The 11,429-nt window shown below is 32.1% G+C and carries 13 protein-coding genes; 3 read left to right on the forward strand and 10 right to left on the reverse strand.

Going from position 1 to position 11,429, the window contains the following annotated elements; all coding sequences use genetic code 11:
- Positions 1-3: 3 nt before the first annotated feature.
- The 7 genes from Q5N74_RS16100 to Q5N74_RS16130 all read right to left on the reverse strand — a co-directional run bounded on the left by Q5N74_RS16100 (position 4) and on the right by Q5N74_RS16130 (position 5,065).
- Positions 4-573, reverse strand: coding sequence for a VOC family protein (locus tag Q5N74_RS16100; RefSeq protein WP_304390023.1), 570 nt, complete (start codon positions 571-573; stop codon positions 4-6).
- 10 nt (positions 574-583) lie between these two features.
- On the reverse strand, positions 584-1,282 hold the full coding sequence (locus Q5N74_RS16105) for an aspartate/glutamate racemase family protein (RefSeq protein ID WP_304390024.1): 699 nt from the start codon (positions 1,280-1,282) through the stop codon (positions 584-586).
- A 16-nt stretch (positions 1,283-1,298) separates the two neighbouring features.
- A complete protein-coding gene (locus Q5N74_RS16110; protein ID WP_304390025.1) occupies positions 1,299-1,775 on the reverse strand; it encodes a GNAT family N-acetyltransferase in 477 nt (158 codons plus the stop codon).
- A gap of 6 nt (positions 1,776-1,781) precedes the next feature.
- Positions 1,782-2,213: an ester cyclase gene (locus Q5N74_RS16115; protein WP_304390026.1), complete on the reverse strand. Its 432-nt coding sequence runs from the start codon at positions 2,211-2,213 to the stop codon at positions 1,782-1,784.
- A 210-nt stretch (positions 2,214-2,423) separates the two neighbouring features.
- A complete protein-coding gene (locus Q5N74_RS16120; RefSeq protein WP_304390027.1) occupies positions 2,424-3,182 on the reverse strand; it encodes an MBL fold metallo-hydrolase in 759 nt (252 codons plus the stop codon).
- A gap of 167 nt (positions 3,183-3,349) precedes the next feature.
- Entirely contained in the window at positions 3,350-4,186 is an 837-nt protein-coding gene (locus Q5N74_RS16125; RefSeq protein WP_304390028.1) for an alpha/beta hydrolase, read from the reverse strand.
- A 3-nt stretch (positions 4,187-4,189) separates the two neighbouring features.
- Positions 4,190-5,065 carry a PhzF family phenazine biosynthesis protein gene (locus tag Q5N74_RS16130; protein WP_304390029.1) on the reverse strand — a complete coding sequence of 292 codons (876 nt, stop codon included), beginning with the start codon at positions 5,063-5,065 and terminating at the stop codon, positions 4,190-4,192.
- Between the two features lie 130 nt (positions 5,066-5,195).
- On the opposite strand from Q5N74_RS16130, the gene Q5N74_RS16135 reads away from it, so the two are divergent.
- From Q5N74_RS16135 to Q5N74_RS16145, 3 genes are all read left to right on the forward strand, one after another.
- Complete coding sequence (locus Q5N74_RS16135) at positions 5,196-6,089, forward strand: LysR family transcriptional regulator (RefSeq protein WP_304390030.1); 894 nt, start codon at positions 5,196-5,198, stop codon at positions 6,087-6,089.
- 701 nt (positions 6,090-6,790) lie between these two features.
- On the forward strand, positions 6,791-8,332 hold the full coding sequence (locus Q5N74_RS16140; RefSeq protein WP_304390031.1) for a Fic family protein: 1,542 nt from the start codon (positions 6,791-6,793) through the stop codon (positions 8,330-8,332).
- 119 nt (positions 8,333-8,451) lie between these two features.
- A complete protein-coding gene (locus tag Q5N74_RS16145; protein WP_304390032.1) occupies positions 8,452-8,652 on the forward strand; it encodes a hypothetical protein in 201 nt (66 codons plus the stop codon).
- Positions 8,653-8,686: 34 nt separating this feature from the next.
- On the opposite strand, the gene Q5N74_RS16150 is transcribed toward Q5N74_RS16145, so the two are convergent.
- The 3 genes from Q5N74_RS16150 to Q5N74_RS16160 all read right to left on the reverse strand — a co-directional run bounded on the left by Q5N74_RS16150 (position 8,687) and on the right by Q5N74_RS16160 (position 11,301).
- Positions 8,687-9,106 (reverse strand): hypothetical protein, encoded by a 420-nt coding sequence (locus Q5N74_RS16150; protein WP_304390033.1) that lies wholly within the window; start codon positions 9,104-9,106, stop codon positions 8,687-8,689.
- Between the two features lie 182 nt (positions 9,107-9,288).
- On the reverse strand, positions 9,289-9,975 hold the full coding sequence (locus Q5N74_RS16155) for a hypothetical protein (protein WP_304390034.1): 687 nt from the start codon (positions 9,973-9,975) through the stop codon (positions 9,289-9,291).
- Between the two features lie 12 nt (positions 9,976-9,987).
- Positions 9,988-11,301 carry a site-specific integrase gene (locus Q5N74_RS16160; RefSeq protein WP_304390035.1) on the reverse strand — a complete coding sequence of 438 codons (1,314 nt, stop codon included), beginning with the start codon at positions 11,299-11,301 and terminating at the stop codon, positions 9,988-9,990.
- Positions 11,302-11,429: the final 128 nt, after the last annotated feature.

Genomic DNA, 11,429 nt, shown 5'->3' on the forward strand with positions numbered 1-11,429 from the left:
TACTTATTCCTCAAATAATGTTGAGGTTTCAAATAATGTAAATTGTAATCCACTTGGATCTTGCATACGTTGAACTTTGCTCCAAGGTGCTTGTTTGACTTCTGCTATTTTTTTTGCGCCTGATTTTTCCAATTTTTTCCCAACCTGTTCAATATTGTTATCTATGTTAAAGGCAAGTCTTACAGGACCAGCTACGGTTTTCCCAACTTCAATTGCATCTATTGTTTGGGCGTGGTTTTTATCTACTAATTCAAGTGATGCTTTTCCTGCTTCCAAAATAATGCCGTTGCCTGTGGCTTCGTGCCATTCTTTTGATGTTTTAAGCCCCATTTCATCTCTGTAAAAAACAATGACTTCATCTAAATTATCAACGGTTAGGATGATTCTTAATTCTTTCATATTTATTTCATTTTTGGATGATGTATCACTTTTGAAATTGAATGCATTTGTGCTAGTGTCGTTTTGGTAGTTTTGCTTGTTGTTGGTATTACAGGTAGTTATGAATATTATACTCACAGCCACTCCATAAGCTATAGCTAGGCCTATGGAAATGTGTTTTTGGGATATTTTCATTTTATATGTTCTATTTGAGAGCATTATTTTCATTTATGATAAATTCTATTATATTGTTAACGTGAATCTTTGTGGTGTCAAAAACAGGAATTGTAATGTCTGATTGCTTAATTATTAAAGGAAGCTCTGTACAACCCAAGATTATGGCTTCTGCTCCGATATTAATTAAGTTTTGAATACAATTGATTAACCTTTCTTTTGATTGATTTTTAATGACTCCTTTTCCTAGTTCAGTCATAATTATTTGGTCTATTTTCACTAAATCTTCAATGCTTTCAGGGATAATTATTTCTATGTTATCTGTAGACATTTTGTCTCGATAAAAATCCATTTCCATTGTAAGCTTTGTACCCAGAAGACCTACTTTCTTTAAATTTTGCCTGTTTATTGCATCGGCTGTAACTTTTACTATACTTAAAATAGGAATATTGATTTCTTCTTGAAGTTTATCAGCGAAAATATGTGCTGTGTTAGCACACAATGCGATGGCATCAACATCAGTTAAAATTAATTTTTTGCAAGCATCCAAAACTAATTCAAAGCAATTTTCCCATCCTTTTTTTTCGATATCTGAAAAATTCAAGGAATATAGACTACATTCTGCTGAATTTAAGCCTCCCAATCTTTGATTTACTCCTTGATTAATATGCTTATAATAATCGAGAGTTGAAGTCCAACTGATTCCTCCAACAAGTCCTATTTTTTTCATGTTTTTTTGATTTGGACTATATTTTTAATTCCATTTTCACCACTGCCCTTTTAACTATTATCAGGTCATTAGGTACTTCGTAAAACCCGTTTTTTTGATAGAGACCAATTGCACTGATTAACTTGGGGTTGGTGTATAGAATTATCTTCTTAAATCTAAGTTGTTTTGCTTTTTCAATGGTTTTAAGCATTAATAACTTACCAATTTTAAGTCCTTGGTAACTTGGTCTCACACCCATTTTAGACAGTTCAAAGGTTGTATCATTTTTTTTCTCTAATGCCACACAGCCTACAATTTTAGTATTGTATTCGGCAAAATATATATGACCTCCTTTATCGATTATCTCTTTTTTGGGGTTTTCCAAGACTAGCCTATCACGGTCTATGATTTCGAAATAATGGCCAATCCACTCATAATTTATGTTTTTGAAATGGTGCTGAATATCTTCTCTGAACGGAATAATATTAACCTGTTGTTCAATTGGTTCTTTCATAGTGACCTACACAAATTGATTGTTTGAATTAGTTTGTAGGTCTTGAAACAATTCATAAGCACTTCGTTCAACCCAACATTCAGATAGTTTATTATTTCTTACAGTCCAAATAGCAATACCTGAAAATGACACGAATTTGTTATCTGCTTCTAAACCAAATAGACCGTTGTTTTTTCCGGAACACATCCATCGTGATACCACTTTACTTTCTTCTTTATTACAAAAAGCTTCAATGCTTTCTGTTTTAGCATCCAATAATAATTCTTGAAACCCTTTAACCCAATTCTTAAAATTAAGTCTGCCATCGACAACACTCCCCGCTGTTGTGATTTTGTAATCTTCGGTCATTAAATCATCAATTGCATCCAAATTATGTGGCTCGTGCCAAACGTTATTAAAAAAATCGTTTACTAATTGTTCTGGTGTTTTGTTTTCCATGATATTAATTTTTTAAAATGTTTAAATATTCATCTAATAACCAACGTGCTCTTGATATTGCTTTTACCATTACTCTATTGATTTAGCTAAATGGTTATTATAGTAGGCTAACCAAGTGTATAGAAATTGTTTTAAAGTAACTGCTCCAAAACCAAGATGAATACCATTGAGAGTAAGCATGTCTTCTGAGAGGCTTAGTTGCTTTTATTTTTAAATCACTAGTGCTTCTCCGTCATTTGGAATTAATAATTGCTCATTAGAGATTCCATTGGCATTGGCATAGTTTCGTAACGATATTCTTGTTACTCTACAAAAATCTATACACTCTAGATGTACTGCAATGATTTTTGAGTTTGGTGATATGTTGCAAACCTCAATGGTTTGTTCTTCATCCATGATAACTGGTGTACTTTCATAACCAGGTATGATACCTCCTCCAGAATTGGTAACTATGATATCTGGCTTGAACCTTTGGATGGTTTGAATAACACTATTGGTAAGAATGCTATCGCTAACAATGTAAACTGTAGGTTCATTATCTGCTTGTAATACAAACCCTGAAACATCAACCATATATTGCAATACAGGACCACTACCATGTTGTGCTTTAACTCTTGTGATAGTTATACCGTTCCATGTTGTATTTTCATTGATAATCTCTACGTTTGTAAATCCAAAATTTTTAATAAAATCGGTATCTACTGGCGCACCAAACATTTTGATACTTTTGGGTAATGTTTCTGCTGCTATAGCATCTAAATGGTCGGGATGCGAATGCGTTACCAACACACTATCTATACCTTTCATTATTTCTCCAACAGGAATTTTTAAATCACAAGTCGGATTTTTTTCCAATCCCTCAAGAAATGGATTAAAAAAATCTTTCTCGCAAAACATTGGGTCAACTAGAATGGTTTTTCCTGCATAGCTTAATTTTAGGGTTGCATTTCTTATTAATTGTAGTTTCATGATAAATAATTTTAGTTTTCTTAATTTTCAAACAGCATTAATTCTTCTTGGATATTAAGTGATGTCATTTTGTGTTTACATAACAATTCTAATTTGTATTAATAGGTGCTGGAATTTTTGTACGTATTATAGATTAAACTTTTAATTCTTGCCAAATTATTAATCTGCTAGTTTTTATTATTTATATTTTGTACTTCTTTAAATTTCATAAATGCATTGTAAACTGCTGAATGCAGAATATTACCATGATTATACTGTTTTAAAAATTCGTAACGTATTACGAGTGTTTTCTCCAGTTCTCTTCTTCGTAATGTTTGCAATTTAGATATGAGTTGTAATGCCGTCCCTTCCATTGTAGGACCTTCTTCTCCAACTGCTATGTATATATTTTTAGGTGCCTTAATTTTATCTACAGAAAGTTTTAATAGTGATCTGTCATCCCACCATAAAGCAGGGCTAACAATAATAAAGTTATCAAAAAGTTGAGGTGACTTCAGTAAAATTTCTGTTGCCAACAATCCTCCAAAAGATTGACCTATTAGTGTACTTTCATCATTAATCCTATAGTTTGTTTTGATTAATGGTTTGACTTCGCTTTCAATAAACTTTATGAAATTTTCAGAACCTCCTGTAGTTGGAAAGTCCTTTTTATCCTCCTCATTGGTTGTTGGAAATGTAAAATCTCGCTGCCTATCTATATTAGCGATGCCAACTACGATTGATTCCGATATGATATCAATCCAAGAAAATGAACAGTATTGCACCAATCCAGAAATATGTATAAAATCTTCATCTGCAGAGCCATCTATTAAGTAGATTACAGGATATTGCTTCGAATTTTCCATTTTATAAGATTCTGGTATGTAGATATTTAATATTCTTTCCTCGTTAAGAATTTTGGATTCTAACTTTACTATTTCTCCAATGTTAAATGGTTCTTTGGTTTGAGCCTGAACTCCAAATACAATGAAAACGATTTGGAATATGATTATTAATTTTTTCATACTTTAATTTATTTCAATATTAAATTGTTTCTGAACCGTTCCTTTGCCACCTGCCATTAAACCAACAATCTCATCATTTTCAATTTTTAAATCCACAATAATTAAACTTGGTGATGGTGTTTTCATAAATTCTCCTTGTTGAATGTGGAATCTTTCTTTTTTGATGTTCATTTTGTCGTATAGATAACATACTAAAGGGCCAGCCGCCATTCCTGTACCTGCTTCTTCCCAAATTTCATAGCGTGGACCAAACATTCTAGTACTGGCATCTCTTTGTTTATTTTCGATTTCTGTGGTAAACGGATAAAATCCAATTAAATCAAATTCATCGCTTATCTCGGTTATCATTTGATTATTTGGAATAATATTTTTTAAAACTTCAGTATTCTTAACAGGAATTAGAATAAATGAATTTCCTGTATTAACAAGTTGTATTTCTGCATTTGGTAACAAATCTTTTTCTTCTATGGCTAATGATTTTATAATCTCTTTTTTTCTGTGATTGACATCGATATATTTTGGCACCATTTGCTCCATAAAAGCTAAATCGCCAATTAGTTTTATGTCTCTATTACCATCAACTGTTTCTTTAGAGGTGTAGTCATTCTTTACTAATCCCAATTGTTTTAAATATGAGAATGTAGCTACTGTTGCGTGACCGCAATGAACTATTCGTCTGTTAGGTGTAAAAAAATCAAGTTTAAAATCTGCTTGAGTAGATTTTGAAACAAAAGCAGTTTCTGAAAGCCCAACTTTGGCTGCGACTTCTAATTTTTGATTATCTGATAAATTGTCTGCATTAAGTACTACACCTGCAGGATTTCCTCCTTGGTTATTATCAACAAAAGCATTCAAAATTTGAACGTTTACTTTATTCATTTTATTTAGTTTTATTCTTACAAATATAATTTTATGCATTTGTAATCATTTACGATTAAGTTGAATGATTCTAAAGCGTATTTGAATATTATTCAACTTCATTTGTTACATTTTGTTGTATCTTTAGGAGATGGAAATCAAGTACTTTAGACTTATAAAAACAATTGCAGAGGAAGGTAATATGGCCAATTCATCAAGACGTTTGTTTTTGACTCAATCAGCATTAAGTCATCAATTACGTGAATTAGAAGAGCGTTTAGGTTTTAAAGTATTTTACAGAAAACGCAATACTTGGGAATTAACTGAAGAAGGTATTGAGCTTCATAAATTAGCGATTAAAGTATTGGATACAATTGATAAGGGATTTGAAAAAATTGACTTTATAAAGAATGGTACTAAAGGCGCCATTAGAATTGGCACAGAATGTTATTTTTTCTATCAACGCTTACTTGCATTTATAAAAAAGATGGATATTCTTTATCCAGAAATTGAAGTTGATATTATATTAGACGCCTCTAATCATCCTTTGAAAAAAATATTAGAGAATGAACTTGATATTGCAATAGTTCATGACAAACCATGCGAGGAAGCTTTATTTAGTCAAGAATTATTTGAGGATGAAATATTTGCATTTGCTCATAAGGAACACTTTTTCAACACTAAAGACTTTGTTGATGTACAACAATTTAAGGAAGCTCATTTATTGATTCATGCTTATCCATTAGACTCTATTTTTGTTTATAGTCAATTTCTTAAACCAAACAATGTAGAGCCAGAGCAGATAACAGCCATACCCATGACGGAAGTTGCTCTGGAAATGGTTAACTCTAATATGGGTGTTATTTGCAAACCGAAATGGGCGTTAGAACCTTTTAAAGGCTTTGAGGACATTGTTGCTAAACGTATAGGGAAATATGGCTTGAAAAGAACTCATTTTTTGACTATTCGAAAAGAAGACAAACACAAAAAATACATCAATGATTTTATTTCCAATTTTGAGGAAGAGTTTTGTTTTAGTATTTAATTTTATAGGTCAGTTGGATGGGACGGTTGATAAGAACCATTAAAAGCGGAAAATTTGAACCAGATCACTTATGGCTTTAAACACATGTAATACAATGAGTGTTGATAATTTAATTATGATCACTTTAATCCGCTGTGGGTGGTATACTATGCCTGTTTTTTAGAGTGAACATAAAGAAATTAAAAATCAAATTGAAAATGTTTATTTGAGACTTACGAATGGCATATTTACTCTAGATAGTTTAAACGGAACAACACCTGAAAACTTGCCTTTTTACAATTCTGACCTATCAACAATTATGTTAATGGGTTTGCTCCCTTGATAATGATTATAGGATCTTTTTCACTAGAACCTACAATAGGAAGAATTAACAGTAATTTTCTGGTTTGTATCTTTTTAGTAGGTTACATATAGAGGATGCTTTCATTGTTGCAGCAAATGTTTGTGTAAAATACAGCACAACACCGATAAAACAATAGTAAAAAAGTAATGGAAACAACTAGTTATTCAAAAATTAAGAGATGATGGCGCACGTTTTTTAGTTTATATTAATTTTGGCGCACGTTTTTTTTTATTGGCGCACGTTTTTTTAATTCAAGTTTGCGCACGTTTTTTTGTTTAAATACGTAAATGCGCACGTTTTTTTTAATTAGCGCACGTTTTTTGGTTATATTTGAATATAATAAAGAGAATTTTAAAACATGGAAATAGTAATACCATCAATTGGAACATCCATATTTCAAGGAAAAAATACACCTGAAAAAGGAAAAATAGTGGGTTATGGTGCCATTATTGAAAATTTAAAGTTACCTATACCATTTCCAAATATATTATCTCTAATTACTGAAAAAAGTAAAAAATATAATAAAGAAGATTGGAAGGTGTTTCCAACATCATACCAACCAGAAGAAACTTTATACAAACAATTAGTATTTGCCATTAAATATGAAGGGATTAACCTTTTAGTATTTAAATCGCTATTTAATACCATATCTAAAGAAGATATAACAACGATACTAAATATAGAACCGATGGGGCAATATAGCCGTAAAATGTGGTTTTTATATGAGTGGTTGCAACAAGAGGAAATTGATGTACAGGTAGATTTAAAAAAGCGTAAATACATTCCTTTGTTAAATACAAGTATGCAATACGCAATAAAAGGGGAAGAAGCTGCTAAACAAAAAATTATTAATAACCTTCCAGGAACTACCTCTTTTTGTCCGTTAATTTTTAAAACCAAAAAGCTAGAAACCTACATTAATGCCAATATAGCTGGTAAGAAAAACACATTCCTTAATGGTATCCATAAAGATGTATTACAACGCGCATCTTCTTTTTTATTGCTAAAAGATTCTAAAGCCTCATTTACAATAGAAGGCGAAAACCCCGGAAACAACAGAGCCATGCGTTGGGGAAAGGCTATTGGTCAAGCGGGCAATAAACCGTTAAGCATAGAAGAGTTAATTCGCTTACAGCAAATAGTTATAGAAAATAGTCGATTTTTAGAGATGGGTATGCGAAAAAAAGGTGGGTTTGTTGGCGAACATGACCGCGCCACAGGAGAACCTATTCCAGACCATATATCGGCGAAAGCAGATGATGTTGAACCACTATTAAAAGGATTAATAGCAACAAATGAAGCGTTGCAAGACCAAAGCTATGATGCGGTGTTGGCAGCAGCAATTATAGCATTCGGGTTTGTATTTATACATCCTTTTGTAGATGGAAATGGACGTTTACATCGCTATATTATTCATCATATTTTAGCAAAAAAAGAATTTACACAACAAGGTGTTATTTTCCCTGTGTCTTCATCCATACTGGACCACATCGATGATTATAAAACCGTTTTAGAATCGTATTCACACCCCTTGTTGGACCATATGGTTTGGAAAGAAACCGATGACCATAATGTGGAGGTTACCAATAATACCATCGATTTTTATCGTTATTTCGACGCTACAAAACAAGCAGAGTTTTTATACGACTGTGTACAAGATACTTTAGAGCGCGTTATTCCCCAAGAAGTAAGCTATCTTCAGCACTATGATGCCTTTAAAAAATATATAAATAACAACTTTGAAATGCCCGATAAAATGGTTGCTAATTTGGTTCGTTTTTTAGAACAAAATAATGGGGTATTATCAAAAAGGGCGTTAAAAAAGGAATTTTCGGGATTAAATGAACCAGAAATTAAGGAGATAGAAGCAAATTATAAACATATTTTTCTAGAAAATTAAATGAGTCATCAATCTGAAGCGATATTAGAAAACAACCTGATTAAACAATTAGTTGGTTCGGGATATGCATCTGTAAAAATACCAGATGGTACTGCATTTATTTCAAATTAAAAAGCCAATTGGAATCCTTTAATGGCGAAGTTTATGCTTATAAAGGATTTGATGCCATTTTAAACCATTTGGCCAAAGCCAATGTGTTTGAAAAAGCCAAAACTTTAAGAGATCGTTTCAGTTTTAGCAGAGAAAATGGAGAGGTATGTTATGTCCGCTTTTATGATTCTAAAAATAATAACAACAATCTGTTTCAAGTCACCAACTAATTAATTTAATTCCTGAGTTTTTTTGTTTAATGAATCACAAAGCCCAAAGAGAATAAATAATCATCTTTGTTTCCATACTAAAATAGGGGAGTGCACCATCATGTCGAGGTGGTAAATTTTTCACTAAATGGTATTTGGTAGTTAATTTATTAGCAAGTTCGATTAAGTCGCCTTTGGTAGCTGTTTTTTTATCGGGTGGTGTAAACAAAAATTTCACACCATCCGCAGCCAATGTCCCTATGGTAGCATTACCAACACCAGCAAGACTCAAACTATCAATTTTTGTTTTTGCCTCTGGTATTTCTTTGGTTACACTGGGTAATGCAGATTCTTTTGTTTTGCGTGCATGGTGTGCTTTAGATCGACAACTACCGCTGCAAAATTTCTGAAAACGACGTCTGTTGGGTGTGTATTCTTTATAACAATAGGTGCATATATAAAATTCCTCTTCCATGGTATTTTTTAATTTTACGTAAAACGAACGCACGTTTGACGATTAAATTCGAATTTTTGACTTTTATTGAAGTCAAACTGTTGATTTGACTTCATTTTATATTACAAATGTAATTTCTGTGTGATTCTCAAATCATTTCAATAACCATTTAAAATGGGGGACGATAAAACTAACGATTTAACTCAATCAATCTTTACGTGAAACACCGTTTGTAACAAAAAGGCATCCGTTTCTGCATCTGATATTAATTGCTTCTTGGCTTTCTTGGGCTTAATAATAGACTTGGTAGCCATAGAATTCAAAGCCTTCGGTTCCACATTTTTTGGCTCTGAAGAAAGGTTATTTTCTGTAGCAGGGTTATTTGCAAAGTGCTGCATTACATCTTTCTTATTTAAAGTCTCTGGTACCACAGGAACTTTGAATTGAGTATTCACATGGTTAAGATGTTTAGTGAACAATTGGGCTTGAATCTCAAATATATATTTTAAATCGTTTTGCACATTCTTAACAGATACCGATAAATTAGTATGAAGCCATTCTACTATAAAAGTATGAATGGTTAAATGCTCTAAATATTTATCCAATAAATATGAAAACTCATTTTGAGGTAAGGACTTCTTTTTGTCAAACAACAAAAACATATTTTGCTCCAATACTTGTGTTTTATTCATCATTCCGAAAGTGACAGAATGGGTCAATTCTCTGGTAAGATTACGGTCTTTATCCAAATAGACAATCATATCATAATCAGACTCCAATAATAAATCGTAAAACGATGTTTTTTGAATATCAGTTTTTATACTTGATGGAATATAAAAAATATAGAATCTGATTAAATTATCTCTAATAGTTTCAAAAGTGTCATTCATAATGTCGATTTCTTATTTTAGCATTGCAGAATAATCTTCAGGTAATTCAGCATCAATATCCCGTAGATATTTTTGAAGCGCATCCATAGAAGCATGCCCTGTAATTTGCATCAAGGCACTTTTTGCAGCAAATGGAGATGAATCTTTCGAGATGGCTCGGTATAATTTGGTGATAAACGTATGTCTAAAACTATAAAGCGTATAATCTTTACCTAAATTAAAAGGTGTTTTTACCAATTTTAAAAAACGTTTTGAAAAATAATCACGTCTGTTGTTTTCCAAAGTATCCCATTCGCCACCTATACATTCTGGGGTGAATAAATAGTGTTCACCATCCATCTGAGACAAATCTGGGAGTTCAGATAATAGTATTTCTGGTATTATTTTAGTCTTTAACGGACTGTTTTTTGCTTTAAATTGAATGGTTTTATTGGCTAAATCGATATCCTTAATTTTAATACGACACACTTCCACAGGACGAAGGAAATTATAAGATATAAATTTGATGAACAATAGCAGAACAGGATCGACAGTTTCTAAATGTTTAAAAATAGCTTCTTGATCCTTTTTAGTGTATGTTTTGTTACGTTCAGGAATAGATTTTAAAACAGGAATGTTTTTAATGATGTTATGTGGCATCATATCATTATCCTCCAAGGTTTGCATCAAAGAACTCAAGTCCAATCGGTGGTTATTTCTATTTCTAGAACTACTTCGTATTAAAACGCCATTTAAAAATTCTTGAATAATTTTCTTGTTCAGCTGATCTACAGTTGTAATAGTAGGATGCTTATCCGCTAAAAAGGTGTGTAGAGCTTTCACTTTAAGCTGATAATCATAAAGTGTTTTGTCTTTCACTAACTGCTTTTTAATTTTTAGAGCAAATTCAAAAGCATCTTTTATTGAAAGTTTAGGAGCTTCTACAACCTTTGGTGTGTCAATTTTCACCTCTACTTTTAGTGGTGGTGCAGGAAGTTCAACAGGTTTTGCTTCTACTTTATAAGATAAGTATAAATCGTTGTTATCCTCAAACGGGTTGTAGCCTTGTTTTAAAAGAATAATGAGACGTTTTCGAAAGGAGGAAAGCACTAATAATCTGTCCTCTTTGGTTTTGTATAGATTGACTTTGCCATAAATATTTTTCATTCGTTGCAATTTTCCCGTTTCGGGATTTCGAAATGAGAAATAAACGTACCAGCGTTTGCTTAAATCGCCGTTGGCATTGTAGATTTTTGGAGTGGAAAAATTCTTTTTAATAAGTAAATTGTGTTCTGAAACGTGTTCGATTTCGTGTTCAAAGGTAATTAATTCGTTAAAGGTAAACATAAAAAAACGGTTTAGAGTGAACTAAACCGTTATTTTGAACTTGATTATGAATTGTAGCGAGAGGGGGGCACGATCCCCCGACCTCCGGGTTATGAATCCAGAGCGTTATACCCCAAAGTAATATAAAT

The organism is Mariniflexile sp. AS56 (assembly GCF_030552475.1).
GTDB lineage: Bacteria > Bacteroidota > Bacteroidia > Flavobacteriales > Flavobacteriaceae > Mariniflexile.